Annotated in this window: 21 protein-coding genes; 12 read left to right on the top strand and 9 right to left on the bottom strand. The window is 42.8% G+C overall.

Translation table 11 applies throughout. The features are described 5' to 3' along the window. The first annotated feature begins 106 nt into the window (after positions 1-106). Complete coding sequence (locus AB4307_RS18935) at positions 107-232, top strand: hypothetical protein (RefSeq protein ID WP_372132974.1); 126 nt, start codon at positions 107-109, stop codon at positions 230-232. On the opposite strand, the gene AB4307_RS18930 is transcribed toward AB4307_RS18935, so the two are convergent. From AB4307_RS18930 to AB4307_RS18915, 4 genes are all read right to left on the bottom strand, one after another. Further along, a complete protein-coding gene (locus tag AB4307_RS18930; RefSeq protein WP_371977909.1) occupies positions 213-890 on the bottom strand; it encodes a DNA-methyltransferase in 678 nt (225 codons plus the stop codon). The genes AB4307_RS18935 and AB4307_RS18930 overlap by 20 nt on opposite strands. 7 nt (positions 891-897) lie before the next feature. Then, positions 898-1,179, bottom strand: a complete 282-nt coding sequence (locus AB4307_RS18925; RefSeq protein ID WP_080585234.1) for a hypothetical protein — start codon at positions 1,177-1,179, stop codon at positions 898-900. A 99-nt stretch (positions 1,180-1,278) separates the two neighbouring features. Beyond that, entirely contained in the window at positions 1,279-1,485 is a 207-nt protein-coding gene (locus AB4307_RS18920; RefSeq protein ID WP_048664219.1) for a hypothetical protein, read from the bottom strand. 82 nt (positions 1,486-1,567) lie between these two features. Continuing rightward, positions 1,568-1,930, bottom strand: coding sequence for a hypothetical protein (locus AB4307_RS18915; RefSeq protein WP_017108310.1), 363 nt, complete (start codon positions 1,928-1,930; stop codon positions 1,568-1,570). A gap of 75 nt (positions 1,931-2,005) precedes the next feature. Here AB4307_RS18915 and AB4307_RS18910 point away from each other — a divergent pair, with 75 nt between their 5' ends. Further along, positions 2,006-2,155 carry a hypothetical protein gene (locus AB4307_RS18910; protein WP_080971540.1) on the top strand — a complete coding sequence of 50 codons (150 nt, stop codon included), beginning with the start codon at positions 2,006-2,008 and terminating at the stop codon, positions 2,153-2,155. A gap of 160 nt (positions 2,156-2,315) precedes the next feature. On the opposite strand, the gene AB4307_RS18905 is transcribed toward AB4307_RS18910, so the two are convergent. After that, positions 2,316-2,714, bottom strand: a complete 399-nt coding sequence (locus AB4307_RS18905) for a hypothetical protein (protein ID WP_108193523.1) — start codon at positions 2,712-2,714, stop codon at positions 2,316-2,318. A 155-nt stretch (positions 2,715-2,869) separates the two neighbouring features. Here AB4307_RS18905 and AB4307_RS18900 point away from each other — a divergent pair, with 155 nt between their 5' ends. From AB4307_RS18900 to AB4307_RS18855, 10 genes are all read left to right on the top strand, one after another. Next, positions 2,870-4,369 (top strand): N-6 DNA methylase, encoded by a 1,500-nt coding sequence (locus tag AB4307_RS18900; RefSeq protein ID WP_372132969.1) that lies wholly within the window; start codon positions 2,870-2,872, stop codon positions 4,367-4,369. Further along, entirely contained in the window at positions 4,369-6,096 is a 1,728-nt protein-coding gene (locus tag AB4307_RS18895; RefSeq protein WP_372132966.1) for a restriction endonuclease subunit S, read from the top strand. Before AB4307_RS18900 ends, AB4307_RS18895 begins: the two co-directional genes overlap by 1 nt. A 2-nt stretch (positions 6,097-6,098) precedes the next feature. Then, positions 6,099-7,445 carry a DUF262 domain-containing protein gene (locus AB4307_RS18890; protein ID WP_372132963.1) on the top strand — a complete coding sequence of 449 codons (1,347 nt, stop codon included), beginning with the start codon at positions 6,099-6,101 and terminating at the stop codon, positions 7,443-7,445. Continuing rightward, positions 7,438-9,357: a DUF262 domain-containing protein gene (locus AB4307_RS18885; RefSeq protein WP_372132960.1), complete on the top strand. Its 1,920-nt coding sequence runs from the start codon at positions 7,438-7,440 to the stop codon at positions 9,355-9,357. The genes AB4307_RS18890 and AB4307_RS18885 overlap by 8 nt, the downstream gene beginning before the upstream one ends. 49 nt (positions 9,358-9,406) lie before the next feature. Further along, the gene (locus AB4307_RS18880; RefSeq protein ID WP_372132957.1) at positions 9,407-10,723 is read left to right on the top strand and encodes a cell envelope integrity TolA family protein; all 1,317 of its coding nucleotides are present in this window, start codon (positions 9,407-9,409) and stop codon (positions 10,721-10,723) included. A 98-nt stretch (positions 10,724-10,821) separates the two neighbouring features. Further along, positions 10,822-12,033: a TniQ family protein gene (locus tag AB4307_RS18875; protein WP_372132955.1), complete on the top strand. Its 1,212-nt coding sequence runs from the start codon at positions 10,822-10,824 to the stop codon at positions 12,031-12,033. Positions 12,034-12,035: 2 nt separating this feature from the next. Beyond that, entirely contained in the window at positions 12,036-14,123 is a 2,088-nt protein-coding gene (locus tag AB4307_RS18870; RefSeq protein ID WP_372132953.1) for a type I-F CRISPR-associated protein Csy2, read from the top strand. Between the two features lie 6 nt (positions 14,124-14,129). After that, a complete protein-coding gene (gene csy3, locus AB4307_RS18865) occupies positions 14,130-15,161 on the top strand; it encodes a type I-F CRISPR-associated protein Csy3 (RefSeq protein ID WP_146491745.1) in 1,032 nt (343 codons plus the stop codon). A gap of 9 nt (positions 15,162-15,170) precedes the next feature. Further along, on the top strand, positions 15,171-15,776 hold the full coding sequence (gene cas6f, locus AB4307_RS18860; RefSeq protein WP_372132949.1) for a type I-F CRISPR-associated endoribonuclease Cas6/Csy4: 606 nt from the start codon (positions 15,171-15,173) through the stop codon (positions 15,774-15,776). 374 nt (positions 15,777-16,150) lie between these two features. Continuing rightward, positions 16,151-16,699 (top strand): hypothetical protein, encoded by a 549-nt coding sequence (locus AB4307_RS18855; protein ID WP_372132947.1) that lies wholly within the window; start codon positions 16,151-16,153, stop codon positions 16,697-16,699. 58 nt (positions 16,700-16,757) lie between these two features. Here AB4307_RS18855 and AB4307_RS18850 read toward each other — a convergent pair whose 3' ends face one another. The 4 genes from AB4307_RS18850 to AB4307_RS18835 are packed head-to-tail and all read right to left on the bottom strand — an operon-like array spanning position 16,758 to position 22,000. Continuing rightward, positions 16,758-17,159 (bottom strand): SMI1/KNR4 family protein, encoded by a 402-nt coding sequence (locus tag AB4307_RS18850; protein ID WP_102491536.1) that lies wholly within the window; start codon positions 17,157-17,159, stop codon positions 16,758-16,760. After that, positions 17,152-17,760: an HNH/ENDO VII family nuclease gene (locus AB4307_RS18845; RefSeq protein WP_372132945.1), complete on the bottom strand. Its 609-nt coding sequence runs from the start codon at positions 17,758-17,760 to the stop codon at positions 17,152-17,154. Before AB4307_RS18845 ends, AB4307_RS18850 begins: the two co-directional genes overlap by 8 nt. Then, on the bottom strand, positions 17,757-21,038 hold the full coding sequence (locus AB4307_RS18840; protein ID WP_372132942.1) for an ATP-binding protein: 3,282 nt from the start codon (positions 21,036-21,038) through the stop codon (positions 17,757-17,759). The genes AB4307_RS18845 and AB4307_RS18840 overlap by 4 nt, the downstream gene beginning before the upstream one ends. An 8-nt stretch (positions 21,039-21,046) precedes the next feature. Then, positions 21,047-22,000 carry a hypothetical protein gene (locus AB4307_RS18835; protein ID WP_372132939.1) on the bottom strand — a complete coding sequence of 318 codons (954 nt, stop codon included), beginning with the start codon at positions 21,998-22,000 and terminating at the stop codon, positions 21,047-21,049. Positions 22,001-22,025: the final 25 nt, after the last annotated feature.

Below are 22,025 nucleotides of genomic sequence, written 5' to 3'. Positions count from 1 at the left end.
CAGTGATTGCCATTCTAGGTTGGTGCGTCGTTTTGCCATTTCAACTCTCCTTTGGGTTGGAGAGATGATCTTATTCTTCGTGCTGAAAGATTAGAATGCGGTGTTCATGGCACGCTTACCTTTTAATGAAATCGGAAGTATGAAAGAAATCATTAACAATGGCTTTGGTGGTAAACCTCAATATCTTGAAGCAGTACACGATTTAGAAATGGCTATTTATGAATCTGCATAGAATGTGATTTTTGACGCTGCTCGAAATGTTCATGAGCAGCCGGAGAGATATCATTCCCCTTCACTTTTCTTTTCAAATTATTTGCCGCAATTAGCGTTGATCCAGAACCAAAGAATGGGTCAACGATTAATTCCCCTTGGTTACTACTTTGGGTAACTAGAACTTCCAGTAAATCTACAGGCTTCTCTGTAGGGTAGCCTCTATAAACTCGTTTATAGGTCAATATATCTGGTGTACTTAAGTTATTGAGTTTTCTTTTTCCTTTTTCAAAAAAGAGAATGTACTCATGTCTAGCTCTATAGTGGTATCCCATACCAATACAAACTTTATCCCAGATGATAGGCTTCCAGAACTTGAATCCTACTTTTTCTGCAATTGGTTTAATAAAAAACATCGTTTCTTGATCACAGAATAGATAGAAATGAGAGTTATTTTTTAGCACTCGATATATTTCAGTTAACAGCTCTTCAAACCTTGAGTTTGGAAATATATCAAACCATTGATTACTTGATGATTTACTAACTTTTAACCTAGTAGTTGTTCCTATTTTTCGATGTTTTTCTAGAGATTCGTATGGTGGGTCTGTAATTAACAGATCAACGCTCGATGCTTTGAGCGTTGATAGCCAATCTACAGCATCAGTTTGTGATAGATTCATTCGATTCCTAGATTAAGCTGCTGCACGTTTTTCCATTCATATACGTCTGTGATTGAACACCTTTGTCTAAACGTCGACATTCAATACAGTAGCTTTGATAACCTTCTGGATTTCGAGCTGAAATTCGAGCTGGAGTTTTTCCAAAAGAAGATGGATAGGGGTGATAAACATGCTCACCATTATTAGCATCCGAGCAGTGTGGGCATGACTTGTATTTCATACCAGTTGCTGGGTCACGCTTATGGATCATTCCGATATTTAGACGTTTATTACAGCTACTACATGTCATATATGGCTCCTTTTTGAGGTAAAGGTATATGATATTGGTAATATATTAATCAAACAGTGACATAGGCAATGATTTCCATATTGAAGTGTAGGTTGACTATTAGTCCTTACAAATCAGCATGCGTTTAGATGATTCAATAGAGATTAACCCCCAATCAAGTCTATCGTTAAGGACGACCAATTGGGTTTCTGGAAAAACATTCAAGGCTTCATCTACGGCGAGCTTTAGTGAATCAAAGTCTAAAGTCATGGCTCTCAAATCGGTTCGTTCTCTACCCGAAATATCATACCAATGCCCTTTATACATACCTGTTTCCTTGAGCAATATGGGAATATGAGTCAGGTTAGAATATGCACCTTGTGGAATCAATGCTGATGAAGTGTTTTTGTTAACTAGAGTCTTTATCTAGCCAGCGCGATATATTTTTTAGCTCATCCGCTAGGCTTTCATTTAGGCACTGATGCTTTAGGTATTTAGGGGCTATAACATCGAGGTGAGCAGCTAAAAAATCTGGATGTTCGGAGATTATTGTTAAGTATTTATCGAGACGTTTTTCAGAGGTGGTTTTACGAGTCAATTGCTTTTTTAAGGCTTCATGAAATAGTGAGATATCTTCTTGGTTGGTATCTTCCAAATTTTGATAAGCATCGCAGTATAGTTCCTCATACAGTACGTCAGCCAGTTGTCGATAACTCCAATTAAGAGTGTTGAGTATTGAGCGGATTTGCTCTTGCTTCTGTAATGTCCCCATTTGTCCCTAACCCCCTAGTTATTATTACCTTGTCTTAGCGAAGACATCTTAATCACGATAACAAAGGATAAAATCATGACTAAATCAAAAACACCAATGACACCAGAAGCCGCTGCTCGCATTCAAGGTAATGCCGCAAAACAAAACGGTGGGCAAGTTCCTAAAGGCGACTTTGCTGGCCGAGCTCAACGCGCAGCTGCTCACAACCAAAAACAAGGGAAATAGGAGTTCATCATGAATAAACCAGCTTCAAGTACACCTAAAGGTGGCGCTAAGCCGAATCCAAATTACCCAAGCACGACGGGCAAACCATCGGGCGGTGGTCGTGGAAACACACCTAAGCGCTAATAATTAAAGGAGAGGTAGCATAATGCTGCCTCTCCTTTTATGAGCATCTGTTGGCGTGTTGCTTGAATGTGCGAAGAAATATAGCTTGATCTGATTTGTAGTCTGAATATGCCACATCATTTTCTGTTTTTTCTAATGCGCATAAACAAGTTTCCCGTTTACTTTCATACCAACTTACGGACACCATGTTTTTGCTAGAATTCACGCAAGTATCGACAATCGCGTATTCCACTTCGAGAGGATACCTTTCTTTGTCTAACCCGCTTTCAACAGCGTAACCCCCTAGGGCTCCAACCAGTAAAGCGGAGCTAGCAGAAACGAGCTTTCGCTTGCTGAACTTAAACCCTTTAAAACTCTTCTCACACTCTGAACACGATATGTTTTCTGCAAATTCAATCTCATTGTCCTTATGGCAACGAGGGCATTCTATTTTCATTATTTAGCCAACTGTATTTATGATTATGATTTTATAAGTTCAGGCTATAGATTAATGAATCTTATATCTATGGTTTCATAGAACTAACTTCATTTTTTTTGACCTAGTTCTGCTATAATTCGCCACAAATTTCAGTTGTTTAAAAGTAGAAAAACATGTCTATCAGTTCAGTTATCAAATCCATTCAAGACATCATGCGTAAAGATGCGGGTGTCGACGGTGATGCACAGCGCCTTGGTCAAATGTCTTGGTTACTTTTTCTTAAAGTATTTGACGCTCAAGAAGAAGAGTTAGAACTAGAACTGGACGACTACAAATCACCAATCCCAGAACAATATCTATGGCGTAATTGGGCGCAAGATGCCGAAGGCATTACCGGTGAAGCGCTGCTTGAGTTTGTAAACGATGACTTGTTCTACAAACTGAAAAGCTTAACTGCACCTGTTGATCTAAACCCAAGAGGCTTTGTGGTGAAAGAAGCCTTTAGCGATGCGTTTAACTACATGAAAAACGGTACGTTGCTGCGCCAAGTGATCAACAAGCTGAATGAAATTGATTTTACTGACTCTTCAGAGCGCCACCTATTTGGTGATATCTACGAGCAGATCTTAAAAGACCTACAAAGTGCAGGTAACGCGGGTGAGTTCTACACGCCTCGTGCTGTTACACGCTTCATCGTTAATCGTTTAGACCCAAAACTGGGCGAAGCGATTATGGACCCAGCAACGGGTACGGGCGGCTTCCTAGCGTGTTCGTTTGACCATGTGAAAGACAACTACGTGAAGACTGCTGCGGATCACCAAACACTGCAAAAGCAGATCCACGGTGTCGAAAAGAAACAGCTGCCACACCTACTGTGTATCACCAACATGATGCTGCACGGCATTGAAGTGCCAGTACAAATCAAACACGGTAATACGCTGAACAAGCCGCTTTCAAGCTGGGACAGCAACATCAATGTGATTGCGACCAACCCTCCGTTTGGTGGCACAGAAGAAGACGGCATTGAAAAGAACTTCCCTGCTGAAATGCAAACTCGTGAAACAGCGGATCTGTTCTTACAACTGATCATCGAAGTTCTAGATGAAAACAACGGTCGAGCAGGTGTGGTACTGCCAGATGGCACATTGTTTGGTGAAGGTGTAAAAACCAAAATCAAAAAGATGCTGACGGAAGAATGTAACTTGCACACCATTGTTCGCTTACCTAATGGCGTGTTTAACCCATACACAGGCATCAAAACCAACATTCTGTTCTTCACCAAAGGCAAGCCAACTAAAGACGTATGGTTCTACGAGCACCCATACCCAGAAGGCGTGAAGAACTACAGTAAAACCAAACCAATGAAGTTTGAAGAGTTCCAACAAGAGATCGATTGGTGGGGTAATGAAGATGATGGTTTTGCTAGCCGCGTAGAGAATAATTACGCATGGAAAGTGCCAATCGCCGACATCATTGAGCGCAACTTTAACCTAGATATTAAAAACCCATATCAAGGTGAGGTGATCAGCCACGACCCAAATGAGTTATTAGAAAGCTATCAACAGCAGCAACAAGAGATCTCTCAGCTTCGTAATCAACTTAAAGGCATTCTAGGTGAAGCCTTGAAATCATCGGTAGATTCGACGTCTGCAACAACTGGTGAGAGTAAATAATGAGCGTAGAACAAATCTCTATGAACCAGTTGATCACAGATAACATCGACGTTTGGACTTCAACCGTTAAAACCAAGTCCGCCTCTGGTAGAGGCAGCAGCAAAAAGCGCGAGCTTTATGGCGTAAAGAAACTGCGTGAGCTGATCTTGGAATTGGCGGTGCGCGGTAAGTTAGTGTCCCAAGATCCAACGGATGAACCTGCTTCTGTTTTGATTGAGAAAATTAAGATCAAAAAAGAGCAATTACTGAAAGAAGGTACTCTTAAAAAGCTCAAGAAAGCAAAGGTTCATGAAGCTGTTCTCTCTGGTGAAAACAAACCTGCGGGGTGGGAGGCTATAGATTTTGGAGATATCACTTTCAACCTTGATGCCAAAAGAGATCCATTGTCAGTAAGTGAAAGAAAAGGACGTCAAGGGGATTATGATTACTATGGTGCATCAGGTGTTATCGATTCTATTGATGACTACTTGTTTGATAAGCCCTTACTATTAATTGGCGAAGATGGTGCCAATCTTGTTAACCGAAGTACACCGATTGCTTTCATGGCTCGAGGCAAGTATTGGGTAAACAATCATGCTCATGTTATTGATGGAATTAGTGAGGATTTCCTGATCTACTTGGGACTTTATATCAATTCAATTTCTCTGATTCCCTATATTACAGGAATGGCACAGCCAAAAATGAATCAGGCGAAAATGAACTCAATATTGGTACTACTTCCGCCTGAGAATGAGCAACGCAGAATTATCGCCAAAGTCGATGAACTCATGACACTCTGCGATCAACTAGAGCAACAAACCGAAGCCAGCATTGAAGCCCATCAGGTATTGGTAACAACGCTTTTAGACACGCTAACCAACTCTGAAAACGCTGAAGAGCTAATGCAAAACTGGGCTCAAATTAGCGAGCACTTCGATACCTTGTTCACCACCGAAGCGAGCATCGACCAGCTAAAACAAACCATCCTGCAACTGGCAGTTATGGGTAAGCTTGTCCCGCAAGACCCAACCGATGAACCCGCTGCAAAGCTACTTGAGCGTATTGCTGAAGAAAAAGTACAGTTAATCAAAGAAAAGAAAATCAAAAATCAAAAGGCTCTACCGCCGATTACTGATGATGAAAAGCCGTTTGAATTGCCGAATGGATGGGAGTGGTGTCGTTTTGGAGATTTGTGCAAGTTAGTAACGAGTGGCTCTAGAGGTTGGAAAGCATATTATGCTAACACTGGCGCTACGTTTATACGTTCCCAAGATATTAAGTATGATCGTGTAGAGTTTGATGAGCGAGCATACGTTCAGCTTCCTAGGTCTACAGAAGGTAAAAGAACAAAAGTGGATGTTGGAAACCTTCTAATGACGATCACTGGTGCAAATGTAGCTAAAGTTGCTGTTGTGGAAGAACAAATGGAAGAGGCTTATGTCAGTCAACATGTTGCTTTGATTAAGTTAATTGATAGTGCATTGATTGATTACCTACATGTATGGCTTACAGGCTCTATGGGCGGAAGAGGATTACTTTTACAAAGTAGTTATGGAGCAAAGCCGGGATTAAACCTTCAAAATATTAATGAACTATTAGTTCCTCTAGCACCTATTCTTGAGCTTAACAGAGTCGTTTTTAAGGTTAGAGAATTACTGATAATTTGCGAGCAACTTAAAGGCAGTTTAAAAGAGTCTCAAACAACACAACTACACCTAACTGACGCTATTGTTGAACAGGCGGTATAACCATGGCTATTGTCTTCAATCAGCCCCAAACTATTGCGCTGTTGTTGGAACAAAAACTCACAATTCCTAAGTACCAACGCCCATACAAATGGCAACCTAAGCACGTTAATCAACTGATTGATGACATCTTTAACCACCGCACTAAGCCATGCTATCGGCTTGGTACGGTGGTACTGCATCAAGATAAAGATTCAAAGACCGAACAAGAAAAGGGCGCACTCAATATTGTTGATGGGCAGCAGCGCCTTCTCACCTTAACGTTGCTTTGTACTATCCTGGATGGAAAAGAGAAAACCATCTCATCGACTCTTCTTGACCACAAATTTGAATCCTCGGTCAGTATCCAAAACCTCAAGAATAATGCGCAAATCATCTCTGAACGAGTAGCAAGCCTACCAGCCACAGAAAAACAGGAACTGCTCAATTTCGTCCTTAACAAGTGTGAACTTATCCAAGTAACGCTCGATGATTTAAGTGAAGCTTTCCAGTTCTTCGACTCTCAAAATGCTCGTGGTAAAGCGCTTGCCCCTCATGATCTGCTCAAGGCTTACCATCTACGTGAAATGATGGACTCGACAGAGCAAACAGAGAGATTGCACCATGTAAGCTTGTGGGAGCAGGGCGTTAACCCAGATGATGGGTCTGCGAATTTGCATACCATCATGGGGGAGTTCTTGTTCCGTATGCGCCGTTGGGTTGATGGTGACTACGGCATACAGTTCAGTCGTCATAACATTGATGTATTCAAAGGCATTAACCTAGAAAGCACTCAGTACGCCTATGTGGACTCGATGCTTGCGCTTGATTATGCGATTGAAACCTTTAATGCTGATCCCGCACGTAAATGGGACAAGCAAACGAAAGGGTATCCATTTCAAGTTGATCAGGTGATGATCAACGGTAAACGCTTCTTTGAGTACATTCAGCACTACATGGTGATTCACTCGACTTTGTTCGTTGGTGATGATGCAAGGCTATCTTCATTCGCCGATAAGCACGCTAAGTACAAAGGCAGTAGCCGTAAAGGGGATAGCTATGTACGAAACCTATTTTTGTGTGCAGTGATGTATTACTACGACAAGTTCGGTGATGTGGAGTTAGAGAAAGCCGCACAGGTTTGTTATCGCTGGAGTTATTTCCTTCGCCTTGAGCTACAACGTATCGGTATGGAGTCGGTAGATAACCACGCTAAGGATCGTAGTGGGCTGTTTAGAGCAATCAGCAAAGCTGTTCACCCTCAACAGGTGTTGAACTTTCAGCCTCCTTACATTCAAGAGCCTAAGTTCAAGAACGCGAAGGACGTGCAGGCATCTATTGAAGCAATGAAATCGGGAAGTGTAAATGAGTGATTCGAACCAAGTAGAGCAGTTATCCGTTAGAGCACTTTTCGACAGCAAAACCCAATATGTGATTCCTATCTATCAGCGTAACTACGCCTGGGGTGCGACAGAAATTGAGCAGCTTATCCAAGATATCAGTGATGCTGCAGGGCTTATAACTCAATCTGATGAAACCGCTACTGCCAAACAAGTAAAATATTATCTAGGTAGTCTTGTGGTTTATCAGCGCACTACGCATTCACACCAATCTAATGTGGTATATGAAACCATTGATGGACAGCAAAGACATACAACGCTCTCTATCTTGTTGGCGTACCTCAAACATCGTAATGTACTCGCAGAGAATGAGCTAGAAGGGCTAGACATTAATCTCACCTTTGATAGTCGTCCAAAATCCTCCAGAGCATTAGATGACATTTATACAGGCAGAACTAATGGCGAGTCAGAAGAGCCTAACATCCATGCTGCTTTCAACATCATTAAACGTTATTTCAAAACCAAAGGCTTAGATGAACAGGCGAAGACTAAGCAATTCTTTGATTATTTATTAGAAAGCGTCACCATCCTTAGAGTCGTCGTGCCACCACAAACCGATCTTAACCACTACTTTGAGATCATGAACAACCGTGGTGAGCAGCTAGAAAAGCATGAAGTTTTGAAAGCGAAGTTTATGGCTACGCTCGATAATGATGAGGAAAGAGGCTGCTTCTCCACTGTTTGGGATGCTTGTGCGAATATGACGCGCTATACCCAAATGGGCTTCCAATCGGACTTACGAAAAGAGGTATTCGGCTCAGATTGGCAGACAATGCCAATAAGCTTTGAAGCTATTCAAGAAAAGCACACGAGCAAGCAGCAAAAAGAAGATGCAATGACTCTGCGAGAAATCATCAGCAACAAGGCATCTCGCTCAAATACTGACGATGACGAGCGTGAGAAGGAAGAACGCTTTGGTTCGGTTATCGATTTCTCAAATTTCTTACTTCATGTATTAAAACTGATGAAGACGGAAGAGAGTATTTCGCTTGATGATAAGAAGTTGATCGATGCATTTATCTCTAAAGACGATGGCTTGAGGGTTGGCGCTAAAGTTTTTGTCTATGAACTGCTTAAATGTCGAATTCTGTTTGATAGTTACGTAATCAAGCCTGACCAGCACGCTGAAAAGCGTAAGTGGAGCTTGTTAAGGCTTAACTCTTACATAAACAAAAATAGTTTGAGTCCAGAGTACCCAAATGCCTTCAGTAGCGATAAAAACGAAAAGATTCGTATGATCTTGGCAATGTTCCATGTATCGAACCCTGCTTTGGTATATAAGCGTTGGTTGAATGACGCTTTACGGGTATTGAACGATCTCACTACAGAAGACCGATTGGAAGTTGATGGTAGTTCGTACTTAGCTGCACTTGAAAAGCAGAGTGACAAGTATTTTGATGAGATCTGTGGTGGCTCTCAACTTGAGTTTACAGAAAATAATGTCGGTGTATTACATCAAGGTACAGGTGTTCAGAACTTCGTATTTAACCGTTTGGATTACCTACTTTGGCGCAATCTATCAGACGGGAAGCCAGTTGGCGAAATTACTAAAGAGACTCTAGGAGCCCACTTCACAAGCTTTCAGTTTGCGTTCAGGACCTCTGTTGAGCACTACTTCCCACAAACTGACCCATCAGGTGCAAGTAAGATGCAGGACGTAGATCGTTTTGGAAACTTATGCCTTATTTCGCCAAGTAGTAACTCAAGGCTTAGTAATTATTCTCCGCAAGATAAGAAGAAGTTCTATCAAGAGAACAATCGTGCAGAGAGTTTAAAGCAAGCCATCATGATGAGTTATGACGATTGGGGATCCGATGGTGTGGCACGTGAAAATATTCAGAATCATGAAACAGTGATGATTAAGGTTCTGCGAGATCAAATTTGAGAAGCAATAAAGTAGTTTGGGCAATGTCATTAATTAGAGCTTTATAGAAATGATGAAGTTAATCGAAGATTTTTGTTCCTCCATAGCAGGAACGGCAAAAACGAGAGTGAGTGACCCATTTATAGGAACATTCATATTTTCTTGGTTTGTATGTAATTGGAATTATGTTGCTCTGCTTTTTTGGGGAGAAGGAAATGCTACTGAGAGAGTTGGCGCTTTTTACATCTACCTTTCAAGGACATCGATGCTAGGGTGGAATAGCCTTTTTGTCTTTCCTTTTTTAGTGACTCTATTTTACTTGTTTGCTTTCCCTTGGTTGTCACTGTGCGTGAAAAGGATACAAAAATCGGTTAATGATAAACTGCATCAACAAGCGGTCGAGATTGAAGAAGATAAAGTTGATCAACAAGAAAGTTTGAGTAAAGCCAGACTTAGGGCTGACCCAGATAAACAGTTTTTGGAACAACTTGTTCAGCAAGATATCGATAAAAGAAATGAAATACTTGAGCACATAAAGCAGCGAACGGTGCGTCTTGAAGCTAAAGCTAATGAAGCATTGAGCCAAGAAAAAGAACAAGAGGCTAAAACCAAAGAAGCTCAAAGTAATGCTAAAGCGATGGAGTTGGAACTAGATAAAAAGACCAAACAAGCAGAATTAGAACGAGTCCGGTTTGAAAGTAACAGTGCTAAAGCAAGAGCTACACTAGCATCACATCGCTTCCCATCGGTTTATTTTCTTATGCTCAAAATAGAGGAAAGCCTTGGCCAAGATAATGTTCAACTTTCTTTGAAAGCGTCGGGCGAAATTGTAGCGGCGTTATTTGGATATGAGAACTTTGAAGAAGTCTTAGCAGATGAAAAATTTAATAATGATTCGTTAGAAAGAGTTAATTATGTTTACTACGATGATGGGCTTGCGAAAAGATTGGAACAAATTGTTTTAGGTGAAGACTCAGATAATGAAGACTTATCAGCTGACCTAATTTTTGATCACCTACAGAACCTCTTCGAAGATGAACCCTTTGAGCTTGTTACTAGTGATCGACTGGAAGAATATAGTAGAGAGGCAATAGAGAATAATCCCTATGACCTATTGAATGGGGAAGGAACTTCAGGTGCTATTGCTGAATCCGATACGATCTTTGAGGATATAGACGACATACATGTTGATAGTTCCACTTTTGATGAGGGTTTTTCTGCAAAGATTATAGTTGCAGCTAGTGGAGAACATCGAAGAGAAAGTGGAATACCTGGGAGAACGATGACTATCTCCGTAGAAATGAAGTGTGATGTTATTGTCGGTAAGTATGGATTAGGAGCGGTAGAAGAAGGCCAAGTGGTTGGTTCTTTAGATGATTTTAACTAAAGTTCGCAATCACTTAACAAATTCACATAACCAGATTTGCTTTTCAGGGAGTTGGGCTCACACTAAAGCTTAGAAATTCTAAGTTTTAGTGGTGGCATGTGAAAACGGACATTCAACTTTACCCTGACGAATCGCTCGAAAGCTTCTTGTTGCGCTTATCGCAAGAGCAAGGCTACGAGCGATTCTCTCATTTCGCCGAAGATATCTGGTTCGACACCATGGATCAGCATGAAGCTATTGCTGGTGCTTTCCCCTTAGAGCTCGAACGAGTCAATATTTACCACGCTCAAACCACAAGCCAAATGCGGGTGCGAGTGCTTATCCACCTTGAGAACCAATTAAAGCTCAACAACTTTGGTGTACTGCGCCTAGCGCTATCACATTCAAAATCTCAATTCTCTCCACAATACAAAGCAGTACATAGATTCGGCTCTGACTACCCTTATGCTTTTCTTCGCAAACGCTTAACGCCTATTTGCCCTCTGTGTGTTAACGAAGCACCCTACATTCGCCAGCAGTGGCAATTTATCTCTCACCAAGCTTGTGAACACCATGGCTGTAAACTGGTTCATCACTGCCCTGAGTGTAACTCGAGACTTGAATACCAAAGTACCGAGTGTATTAGCCAATGTGAATGCGGTTATGAACTCCGAAACTCGCCTGTAGAGGATGCGCCAGAGACTGAGCTCTTGGTCGCTCGATGGTTATCTGGAAATGATTCACAACCCTTGGGGTTACTGAAGGGTGAAATGACGTTATCTGAGTGCTATGGTTTTTTACTTTGGTATGTAAATCGCTATGGTGATATCGATGACTTCAGTTTCGAATCATTGATCGAATACTGTGGCTCTTGGCCAACGTCATTGTGGCAAGACCTCGATGTTTTGAAAGAAAAGGCAGAACTTGTTCGAGTAAAAGATTGGAAGAAAATGTTTTTCAATGAAGCATTTGGCGCTCTGCTTAAAGATTGTCGCCAGTTACCTAGTCGGCAGTTGAGTCACAATATCGTGCTTACTCAGGTGTTAGCGTACTTTACACAGCTGATGGCAACAGTACCTTCAAGCGCGAAAGGAAATATCGGTGATGTACTGCTCAGCCCTCTAGAAGCTTCTACATTGCTCTCTTGCACAACGGATGAAGTGTATCGGCTGTATGAGTTTGGTGAGATTAAAGCCGCGATCAGGCCGCGAATGCATACAAAGATAGCGAGTCATGAATCGGCGTTTACTTTAAGAAGTGTCATCGAAACAAAGTTGACTCGAATGAGCTCTGAAAGTGATGGTTTAAGTGTGTATCTACCTGAGTGGTAATTATGACGAAATTAAGAGACTTATTAGCAATTGAAGACGAGACAGTAAAGCAGATTACGTTAAAGAAGATGTTCATGCCTTATACGGAAGATGTCTGTGTTGAAGGGTGTGAAAAAGAAGCGTTAACGATCTTGCTTAATCTCAGTTCAAGCCATCAAGCCGATAGGTGTTCTGATTGGTTGGATGTAGCCCGTGCTAAAAGGCATTTAAAAGCGCCTGAGAACCTTGAGGCGTCCCTTGATGAGATCAAATGGTTCCACACTCATAATCTCAAGTTTCCAGACTGCCGAGTTAAAGATCAGCGAATAATTGCACAGCCTCTTGTGACAACCGAAGCATTTATTTCAAGCGCAGTATTAGAGCAACGCTTGGGGTGGGCGCATAACTCTGCAGTGTATCGCCATACATTGTGGTTATTGAATCCTTTTAGTTGGCAATCACAGCCCGTGAGTCTTCTTTTACTTATTCAGCAAGAAACCCCTGTTTGGGTTGAGCTGCTCAAAGAATTTGGGTTAGGTGCTAAGTCACTCGCTCGCTTAAAACATACAATTGACAAGCAGCTCCCTGATAATCATTTTCCCGATAGTGTCAGTTCTTACAGTAAGCAGCTACGGTTTCCTTGGGAGGATGGTTATATTTCGGTGACCCCAGTGGTCAGCCATGCCATCCAAAGAGAGTTAGAAGTGAGATCGAGAAGTCGAGAGAGTAAGCTCTGCTTTGTGTCTTCATCGCTGCCAAACTCGGCAAGTATCGGGAATCTGTGTGGCAGTTTAGGTGGGCATATGAAAGTCCTAAACTACCCGCTAGAAGCCAAACCATCGAAAGGTGGGACGTTAACTGAAAGTCGCCAAAAGAGTGGTCACTACTTTGATGACTATCAGGTAACTAACGCCAAAATTTGTCAGGTGTTAAATCACTTAATTGGATCAGAACCATCAAAAACACAGAAGCAAAGGGATAGCGCTCGTAAGGTCAGAAGTAAGATATTGCGAAAGCAGATAGCCTTGTGGATGCTGCCATTAATTGAGTTAAGAAATATCGTTGATGCTGACCTTAATCAACAGCAATTGGAACATGATGACACTTTAGCTCAGGCCTTTTTGGCGCTACCAGAATCGGGTCTAGGCTCTTTAGCTAGTGAGTTTAACCGTTGCTTACATCTCGCGTTTCAGAATAACAAGTATGCCGCCAAGTTTGCCTATCATCCTAAGCTAATGCAGGTCGTCAAAGCCCAAATCGTATGGATACTTGAACAGCTCAGTAAACCAAATGGCAATGAAGATAAGGTAACGGGTGAGCAGTATATCTATTTGTCATCAATGAGAGTGCAAGATGCTGTCGCAATGAGCAGCCCATATCTGTGTGGTGCTCCTTCTTTGACGGCTATTTGGGGTTTCATGCACCATTACCAAAGAGAGTTTAATAAGCTAGTTAATAGTGATTCCCCGTTTGAGTTTTCGAGTTTCTCTTTTTATGTTCGAAGCGAGAAGATTCAACCGACAGCGAAGCTTACCGAACCCAACTCAGTCGCCAAAGCGCGAACGGTTTCGAACGCTAAGCGACCAACCATTCGTAGTGAACGATTGGCGGACCTAGAAATAGACTTAGTTATCAGAGTCCATAGTGACAGCCGAATTTCAGATTTTAAGTCCGCGCTTAAAACGGCACTTCCAGTCGCTTTCGCCGGAGGGGCATTATACCAACCACAGCTATCGACGCAGATTGAGTGGCTAAGGACATTTACCAGCAGGAGCGAGCTTTTCTATGCCATAAAAGGGTTACCAGCATACGGGCGATGGTTATATCCAAGTGAAAATCAGCCGAGTGATTTTGATGAGCTAGAGCGTTTAATAACGAAAGACGCTGATAATTTGCCAGCTTCCATCGGCTACCATTTGTTAGAGCGTCCAGCTAAACGGGACAACTCAATCACCAGTTGTCACGCTTATGCAGAGAATGTGATAGGGCTTGCTCAGCGAGTAAACCCGATAGAAGTGCGCTTTAGTGGAAGAGATCACTTTTTAAACCACGCCTTTTGGTCGATAGAATGCAGTAGCGAAACTATTCTTATAAAAAACTATAGGGATTAATCGTTTATGGAACTTTGCACTCAGCTGAACTACGTTCGATCACTCTCTGCTGGCAAAGCATATTTCTACTATCTATCTAAAAGTGGTGAGATGTGTCCCCTTGAAGTTGATAGAACTAGGTTGCGCGCACCAAAAGGTGGTTATGCAGAAGCGTATAAAGGGGGCAAGTTCGTAGCAAAGAATGTTGCTCCACAAGATTTAGCTCACTCCAATCCTCAGTTCATCGAAGAGTGTTACGTAAAGCCAGGTGTCGATGATATCTACTGTGCATTCCCGCTTCGAATTCGAGCCAATTCTCTAACCCCTGATATCTGTAGTGACGATGAAGTGCGCAGTAAACTTTCGTTACTGGCTAATACTTATAAAGAGCTCAATGGGTATCAGGAGCTCGCTCATCGATACGCGAAGAATATACTGCTTGGCCGTTGGCTTTGGAGAAACAGGGAGTGTCGAAAGCTGTCGATAGAAGTGACCACCAGTGATTCAGAAACCTTGATTGTAGAAAACGCAACAAAGCTTTCTTGGTATGGTCATTGGGATGAGGCTTCAGCAGAATGCCTAGAAAAGCTCACCGCCTATTTGATGCGAGCCCTTTCCGATCCGACCGAATATTTCTATATGGATGTCAAAGCTAAAATCGGAGTTGGTTGGGGAGATGAGGTTTACCCAAGCCAAGAGTTTTTAGATAGCCGAGAAGATGGTGTTCCTACTAAGCAGTTAGCTACCGTCGAACTATTGAACGGAAAGGAAACTGTTGCATTTCATGGTCAAAAAATTGGTGCAGCGTTGCAATCGATTGACGATTGGTGGCATGAAAACGCAGATAAACCATTAAGAGTGAACGAATATGGGGCAGATCGAGAATACGTTATAGCAAGGCGACACGTGTCCCATGGAAATGATTTCTATCAACTGCTCAGAAATACAGAGAACTGGATTGAAAGTATGACAGCTTCTCAAGTCATCCCAAATGATGTGCACTTCATCATGTCTGTCTTGATCAAAGGCGGCCTATTCAATTGTTCTAAAGCGAAGTAAGGGATAGATATGACTAAGCGTTACTATTTCTTAATACGTTACATGCCTGCACAAGCCGACCATGAATTATTGGCAGGACGGTGTATATCCCAAATGCACTTGTTTATGGTCAATAACCGACAAGCCATAAATAAAATAGGTGTGAGCTTTCCCGACTGGAGTGATGTTACGGTTGGTCAAACCATAGCCTTTGTTGCTGAAGATAAAGAGATGATGATTGGACTCTCTTTTCAGCCCTATTTTTCTTTGATGGTAAATGAAGGTTTGTTTGAGATTTCTAGTGTTTATGAGGTGCCTGACACTGCGGCAGAGGTGAGGTTTACCCGTAACCAAACGATCGGGAAAAGTTTTTTGGGTTCCAAAAAACGCCGAATCAAACGCAGTATGGCGAGAGCCGAACTAGCTGGTGTTGAACCATCGTTACCAGTCACTAATGAAGAGCGGGTCATCGACAGTTTTCATCGAATCCCAATCTCCAGCGGTTCATCTGGGGAAGATTATATTTTGTTTGTACAAAAGGAGCTTGTTAGTGAGCGCGATGCAGCAAACTTTAATAGTTATGGTTTAGCCACCAATCAAGAGAGAAAAGGCACGGTTCCAGAGTTACGTGTTTGACCCTTTTTTGACAGCCCGTTTTTAGAGATTTAAAAACAAGGACTTACAGAAGTAAGAAGAAAAAGGGTATTTTATGGATTTGCGATGTAAAACCCGTGGAATTAACAGCTTAGCGACTATAGTTAACAGTGTCCTGCCGCATAGGCAGCTAAGAATAGGCCAGGAAGAAAGCAACCAGCCTGCTGAGCAAGCAGTTAAGAATCAAAACCATCATGTTTAGGCTTGATGGTTTTTTATTAGTTGGTCGATTTTATCCGAGGTGTTTTTTAACACGGAAGTTTCCAGAATCTTCATAGGTTGAATTAGCCAGGCTTATCATTTTACCAACATATCCCTATAATACTTTTGAGGTTGTAGTAAACAAGAGACACGGTATGAGTAAAATTATCAAGGCAGCTTTTGATGGCAGTGCTAATGATAGTATAAGCGATATCATTGCTAAAGTTATGGCACTTCGTCTGGAAGAATCAGAGTATAAAAATGACGAATTTTATCTATCAGATGAAAACTATGAATTAGCGAATATTATTATTGGTCAACTAGATGATCAAGCCCAAAAGCTAAGGGAGGCTTATCGCGAGATAGAACGATCAGCGCATGTTGAGAGCTACTTTGACAGCTTAACTATTGATGAGCTGCTTGTTGCTAATAGTTGTATCCGAGAGTTTGAAATGATTCTCAATGCAAAGTATTACACCATGAGTGGTTGCGTTATCGTTTCAGGGGCGTCAGTGATGCAAATAATGAAACAGATTCGTATGTCAGCAGCTAAGTTACGTAGAGTTATTGGTGATCTGATGTCTGTCGAGCGCCAACTTCGAGTTGCTTCAACGCACAAATATGACAGTAGCTTTGAGATGACTAGTGATAAAATCACAAAGCTCAAATTAGCAACAGAAGCAGCGATCACCAGTCATAGCTGAGGTAGGTTTAGCCCTAATTCCCCCTTCAAAAGCGGTTAAACTATTGAAGGGGTCGACTTTAGTTAAAAGTAAGGTCAATAAGAAATGCCTCTAAGTCTGAACAAATTATTTTTATACCTATACCTGGTAGTGAGACGACGACGATATTCTGAGTACGATTGTCATACATGTAGTAATGTCCATCGCCAATATCCGCAATAGGAACCATAGATAACGGGAAGTTGTTGATCGCTCGAAACTCACTTAGTGCATTCACAATATTTAAAAACGAAGTATCGGGTACGCCTAACCCGTAAGTTTCAACAAAACCAAAAGATAAAACACCTACGTTTTTCAGATACGAGTGGTATTCATCGGTAAATGTGATACCTAGATCCGACTCTGCTTGCGTGATTCGTTCCTCAGTTGCGGGCAGCGTGTCTGCTTGATTTTCCGCAATTAACTTAAGTAGCTTATTCATTGTTAGTTCCAAAGTTTCGTTTTATATCTTCAGCACGCGCTTGCCAGTGTTCGGCGCGCTCTTTTTGAAAACTTGTTCGATCAATTTCTGATTCTTTTGTTTTGTCATGTAATACAGAGTCGTTTCCGTTACTCATGTGCTCTGATTTCGTGAGTTCTGCCAATGGCGCGTCTGCGGTTTGCCCTATATGATGGAGTTCAATTGGCTTACCGTTCGTGTCTAGAGGAGGCTTTCCGCTTTCCATTCGCTCCAAGTTTGTTCTTCCGAAATCATCTGTGGCGTCTAAGTCGATATCAGTTCGAACTAGCGCATCTTTGCCATTCACCTTAGAACATTCTAACTCTGCATCGGTGTAAATTTTCGCTTCTTCTTCGCTGCCTATTGCCTCGATTACGTCGCCAGAGTAGCCATTTTCTGTAAGTTCTTCTTTGGACTCATTATTGAGTGGTGTTAAAGCCTCCCGAGCATTGACCCTTTCTGTAATGGGAGTGTCAAGTTCGTTGAGCTCTTCCTTTGTCAGTGTTGTCTGCTCAAATGACTCAAAAAGTGGCGGACGAACGTCAGATAGTACTTCTTTGAAACGAGAAATGTCCGTCATCATGAAGTTTCCTTGGTGATATGATTATTCCATGCAGCATAGAGTTGTACGTACTCTTCACCTTTTATTACCAAGGTTTTGAGTAAACACTGGGCGATTGTCAACGCCATTGCGTTGGATGCAGATCCTACTTTACCTAAAATGAACTGGGTGACACTGTTATGAAATTGTGCAATATCGCTAGATTCAACAATCATTGTATTGAGTTCTTCTTCACATTCCAAAACCGCCTTAGCTAGCTTAGACAGCGTCATGAAGTTATCGTCTTTATGTATTGGCAATAGGCCATTTTTTTTGAGCTGATGCATGCAAGTAATGACATCAACTTTGACCTGGGTAGGTAAACTGCTGATATTCAGTTCTTTCAATAGACATTCAGCCGAAACCTTAGTTTGTTGTTGGCATCGAGGCGAAAGAAGCCAGTCTAGGAGTCGAGAGCGGAATGTCGACTCTTGCCATGCTTCAGCTGAACGGGCGGTATATTTGAAAGGTTGGCTATCAGTGCCGAAGTAATTCACCTTACAAAGAACGGCTTCCAACCATTCATTTTGATATACAACAGCAACGCCTTTTGGAAGCCTCGCGAGTTCGTCTACTTGCTCATCCGTTAGTGCCGCAGACTTACCTGCCAACAAGCGGTCTGCTTCATCGGGTAAGCGCATCAGGATTTTAGTGTTGGTATTTCGAATAGCTGAAATATGGACCGCAGATGGTGACTGATCGGCAATGATGAATCCTTCGCCATAAGTTCGCATTTCGGCAATAGCATTAGACAGCATTTCTACCGATTTCTCGGCAACGCTGCCACCTTCAGCTCCATTGTTGGATGGTGTTGCTCTCAATATGTGGTGCGCCTCCTCCAAAACAGTAATGTGCTTAAGAGGCTGATTCATTAGCATATGTTCAGCTCGGAATTCACCAAGTCTGATCACCAACAGCCCCATCAAAAGGGACTTGGTTTCTTGAGACCCAATTCGGCTTAGATCTATGATCACATTATGGTCAAAAAGCTCTTCATTACTGATTTCATCGGCAGCAAAGATTTGGCCGTTCAGCCCGTTTACTAGTGAGCGAACACGAGTGACCAATGCGCCGGTATAGTTACTCTTCATTTCGTCTGAGTAAGCCGATTGCGATATCACTGTCTCGAGCTGTATGAGTAAGTCAGTAAACGTTGGGAAAAGCCGTAAGCTGCAGATTGAGGTTGAATCGCGCAAATCCCAACCGCAAGCTTGATAGCTTCTCAGTACTGCGTCTTTGAGAAGAGCAGGCATGGCGGCATACATCGGCCAACAGACGTTAAACACTTCAATCAATCGATCTACATGTTCAAGTACATGGGTTTGCTCAGGGAAGGAAAACGGATTGATTTTCAGAAGCTCTGTAAATCGGTCGTTTGTGCCCAAAACACGCACATCTGAGCGATTTCCAAAGACGTGCTTGTACTCACCCTTTGCCGGCTCAATGATCAAGAATGGAATGTCTTGCTGTATTGCTTGATCCAATAGTGCGTAAACCGTATTACTTTTGCCGGAACCTGTTGAGCCAGTGATTAGGGCATGGCTTGTCAGTTGGTCAAGGTCTAATTCCACAGTCTGGGGCAAGTCGGTCCACAAGTGGCGTACTTGACCCAATGAAATAGTTCGCGAGTTGGTGTTAGCGACGTCAGCGTTCAGCGATTGCACTTTCCTGCCAAATGCAGCAGTTTCCTGCACCACGACGGTAGATGTAGAGCGGCGAGGAAGGCTTAGTTGCAGTGCCATTTCCTTGCTCGATACCAAGGTAGCTGGAGTGAGGTGTGGGATGTGAGTATTCTCTGCAAAACTCGGCTCAAGTCGAGGGTGCATGAGCTGCCCCAGCCATTGCGTTATTGTATTGGCTTTTTTGCCTGCCCATGTCGTCAGAGCAAAATCTTCCATGGACGACTGAGTTCCGCGGGTGAGGCCCAAGAAAATACTAGACAAGGCTTCACTGGAGGCGGTGCTGTCGCTGACAAAGTAAGCGGTACTGAGCCAGCCACCGTGGCTTTTTGCCTCGTTGATACGATTTAGATGGTGGTCGACCTTCTCCAACATATTCAAAATGCCTTTGTCCGCTGTCTCAAAACTCACTTGTTGTGTTGAGCCGTGGGTTTGCGTAAGGCCTTTGGTGTTGGTCGTGCTATGTGTGTCTGTTTCTGTTGTTGTGGCACTCGTTGCCATCGACTGGTTGGTCGAATGACTACTGCTTTCACTCGTTGAGGTAGACTCTGAGGAGCCAACTGTATCTGTTGTTTGGAACATGCTTGCCACTTGTCCTCCAACTTGTCCACCAACCATGAACCCTAAAGGTCCAGCGAGAGAGCCTACAGCAGAGCCGATTGCCATCGCTCCCATTCCAATGACTCTATCCTTTTTGTTTGGCGAGGATTTACTTTCATTGGTGGTGTGAGAATGGGAAGTCGATGTCGTTGTACTTTCACTGGTGCCAGTTGTTTCGGTAAGTCCGAGGCTTTCGCCCAGAGAGTGGCTTAGTCCTTCGCTGATACTGAGGTTAATAGCATCGCTGTCCTGAATGCCATAGCTGTATTGGCGATTTGACAGAGCGGAAAGCTGAGTCGCCACCTGCTCATATCCTGTACGCACGGTATTCAATGCTTGCATAGAAACCGGCTCGGCGAGGATCAGCCCCTCATAAGTGCGGTTTTCTGCGGCATCGATAAATCGCTCTAGCCCTTGCATAAAGTGGGTCTGATCTTCGGTAGAAAGGCCCGGCACGCTGCTTACTGCAGTGACTGTTTTGTAAGCATTGTCCGCACTAAGTTCATCCAACAAGGCGTCAACATCATTGCCATTAAGTGGTGAAAGCTTGCTGCCCGGGAAATGACCTTTGAAAGTCTCTTGCAATAAGTCTCCCGAGTTTTGACCTAGCATTTTCCCTGGTTCACCACGTGTACCAATGTAGAGCAGTGTCTCTTGTCCGTCAGATTTTAGGAAAAGGAACACAGTGTATCCGGCTGCACCCAATGCAGTGTAAGCGGCGGTGGTGCTTTCTAGTACGGATTGTTTGTTTTCCTGTACCAGACGTTCCACGCGAAAAATGCGTACATCGCCACCTCGGTTAAGTGGAACGCTTTGTTGGTTTTCCACCTGCAACACATCATAGTGTTTGAGTTCAGCAAGGTAGCTTTTGTTAACCAATGCATGCGCAGTCGAGAGCGTTGTCAGCGCCTCTTGTTGTGCGGGAGTTAACCCAGTCTGAGACATAAGGTATTCACTTTCAGTCGTAGATAGATCCATCATGAGCCCCACTAAACAATGACAGCTAGAATGACTAGGGCGATAGCTGCTACAACCCCACCAATCAACAGCAAGGATTTCAGAACGTTGTTCTCAGGTTTAGCCCTAGTTACTTGAATACTTCCTGTTGATTGATGCAGTTGACGTGGTGTGGTTTTTGTCGTCGTAACTTGTGGTTGTATTTTTGGCAATGTTGCAGAGCGAGCGTCATCTTGCGCAATTTTAAACACATGTTCACGCACTGAGACCATATGGCGAATGCGTTCCAATGAGAAATTGGATGTCGCATAAAGCTCTTGTGCGTGGTAGTAGTGACTGTCCCACTTCACCTTATCTTGTACCATCTGCTGGGAATATGCGTTTTCTTCATAAACAACAAAAAGGGTTGGATATTTAGAGAGTGTCCAAGCTATGGCTTGGGTAATAACTGCCGTTGATAGGCGCTTATCATTCATTTCCATAAATAATGAAATGCGAACAGAGGAAAGGTCACCACTATTCACGCTGTTGCTTAGTGAGCGGGATGGGGTAAATCCTGTTAAATCGACAGATAAAAAATCAGCGCTCATTGTATTTTCCTTTGTACTTTTTACTTCTTCGTGGGTTGTTGTCAAACTGAAGGCAGGACGGGAAAAACCAGCAATACCTCGTTCCGTTAAGTGACTTTTCACCTTAATAAGGTGCTCTAATCGTTCTAAACAGAAATTTTCTTCTGCCATATGGAGTTGCAAGGCGAAATAGGTTCCCCCCTCACGTTCCCACTTATAACTGTCTTCACTAATTGGATCCGTGTTGGTATTGGTTCGGTATTTTTCCAAAAGCTCGCGTTTGTCATTCGGCAGAGCTGGCAATATTTGGCGGAGCAACTCCGCTTTAAAATCCCTGCTTTTTATAAAGTCGATGATTTTTGCTTTAAACTCTGCGGCTGTTAGATTTGGCGCAACAAGCTCCGTGGATGCTGTCATGGTATTTGGCCTCTAAAAACCCACT

It is taken from the genome of Vibrio sp. 10N.261.52.C2 (assembly GCF_041471425.1).
Taxonomy (GTDB): domain Bacteria; phylum Pseudomonadota; class Gammaproteobacteria; order Enterobacterales; family Vibrionaceae; genus Vibrio; species Vibrio crassostreae_C.
This window is presented reverse-complemented; position numbering and strand designations above follow the sequence as displayed.

Bases quoted from the DNA above. Each gene is read 5' to 3' on its own strand.
- AB4307_RS18885 (WP_372132960.1), top strand. From the start codon at position 7,438: ATGAGTGATTCGAACCAAGTAGAGCAGTTATCCGTTAGAGCACTTTTC.
- csy3 (WP_146491745.1), top strand. From the start codon at position 14,130: ATGGAACTTTGCACTCAGCTGAACTACGTTCGATCACTCTCTGCTGGC.
- AB4307_RS18895 (WP_372132966.1), top strand. From the start codon at position 4,369: ATGAGCGTAGAACAAATCTCTATGAACCAGTTGATCACAGATAACATC.
- AB4307_RS18925 (WP_080585234.1), bottom strand. From the start codon at position 1,179: ATGACATGTAGTAGCTGTAATAAACGTCTAAATATCGGAATGATCCAT.
- AB4307_RS18910 (WP_080971540.1), top strand. From the start codon at position 2,006: ATGACTAAATCAAAAACACCAATGACACCAGAAGCCGCTGCTCGCATT.
- AB4307_RS18900 (WP_372132969.1), top strand. From the start codon at position 2,870: ATGTCTATCAGTTCAGTTATCAAATCCATTCAAGACATCATGCGTAAA.
- AB4307_RS18905 (WP_108193523.1), bottom strand. From the start codon at position 2,714: ATGAAAATAGAATGCCCTCGTTGCCATAAGGACAATGAGATTGAATTT.
- AB4307_RS18855 (WP_372132947.1), top strand. From the start codon at position 16,151: ATGAGTAAAATTATCAAGGCAGCTTTTGATGGCAGTGCTAATGATAGT.
- AB4307_RS18920 (WP_048664219.1), bottom strand. From the start codon at position 1,485: ATGTATAAAGGGCATTGGTATGATATTTCGGGTAGAGAACGAACCGAT.
- AB4307_RS18930 (WP_371977909.1), bottom strand. From the start codon at position 890: ATGAATCTATCACAAACTGATGCTGTAGATTGGCTATCAACGCTCAAA.
- AB4307_RS18890 (WP_372132963.1), top strand. From the start codon at position 6,099: ATGGCTATTGTCTTCAATCAGCCCCAAACTATTGCGCTGTTGTTGGAA.
- AB4307_RS18880 (WP_372132957.1), top strand. From the start codon at position 9,407: ATGATGAAGTTAATCGAAGATTTTTGTTCCTCCATAGCAGGAACGGCA.
- cas6f (WP_372132949.1), top strand. From the start codon at position 15,171: ATGACTAAGCGTTACTATTTCTTAATACGTTACATGCCTGCACAAGCC.
- AB4307_RS18845 (WP_372132945.1), bottom strand. From the start codon at position 17,760: ATGATGACGGACATTTCTCGTTTCAAAGAAGTACTATCTGACGTTCGT.
- AB4307_RS18850 (WP_102491536.1), bottom strand. From the start codon at position 17,159: ATGAATAAGCTACTTAAGTTAATTGCGGAAAATCAAGCAGACACGCTG.
- AB4307_RS18840 (WP_372132942.1), bottom strand. From the start codon at position 21,038: ATGATGGATCTATCTACGACTGAAAGTGAATACCTTATGTCTCAGACT.
- AB4307_RS18935 (WP_372132974.1), top strand. From the start codon at position 107: ATGGCACGCTTACCTTTTAATGAAATCGGAAGTATGAAAGAAATCATT.
- AB4307_RS18915 (WP_017108310.1), bottom strand. From the start codon at position 1,930: ATGGGGACATTACAGAAGCAAGAGCAAATCCGCTCAATACTCAACACT.
- AB4307_RS18835 (WP_372132939.1), bottom strand. From the start codon at position 22,000: ATGACAGCATCCACGGAGCTTGTTGCGCCAAATCTAACAGCCGCAGAG.
- AB4307_RS18870 (WP_372132953.1), top strand. From the start codon at position 12,036: ATGACGAAATTAAGAGACTTATTAGCAATTGAAGACGAGACAGTAAAG.